Here is a 424-nt window from a genome sequence, read left to right on the forward strand (position 1 = left end):
GGGGCGGCGCTCCAGCAAATGGCCAATGCCGAGCAGTTCGAGCACGTTCGCAATCTCGGTGCCGTCATGGCCCTGGTGCCGGGCGAACCAGCGGCCGAAGAGCAGGTTCTGGTGGACGGTGAGATGCGGGAACAGCCGCGCTCCCGCGCGCAGGCCGGGGCGGGCCGAACAGCAGGTTCTGCCGGACGGTGAGATGCGGGAAMAGCCGCGCTCCCGCGCGCAGGCCGGGGCGTGAGACAAAGAGGCGGCCTGCCTGGGTCGACAGCGTTGCCAGGTGATGGACAGGGTCGAGAGCCGTGACCTCGGCGTCGAGAACGGCGCTCGCCTCCGGCGCTCCAGGCAACATTGCGACATCGAGCCGCGACATCACCTCTGCCGTCGGACCCGACGCTTTGACCAGGCCCTGGTCGACGATGACCAGGTT

1 protein-coding gene is annotated in these 424 nt (G+C 69.0%); it reads left to right on the top strand.

All coding sequences use genetic code 11. The features are described 5' to 3' along the window. Nucleotides 1-192, top strand: a 192-nt coding sequence (locus AB4Y92_RS26005) for a hypothetical protein (protein ID WP_441822248.1), incomplete at its 5' end; no start/stop codon positions are given. Nucleotides 193-424: the final 232 nt, after the last annotated feature.

Origin of the sequence: Lysobacter sp. TAB13, assembly GCF_052113885.1 — a bacterium.
GTDB classification, from domain to species: domain Bacteria; phylum Pseudomonadota; class Gammaproteobacteria; order Xanthomonadales; family Xanthomonadaceae; genus Lysobacter; species Lysobacter gummosus.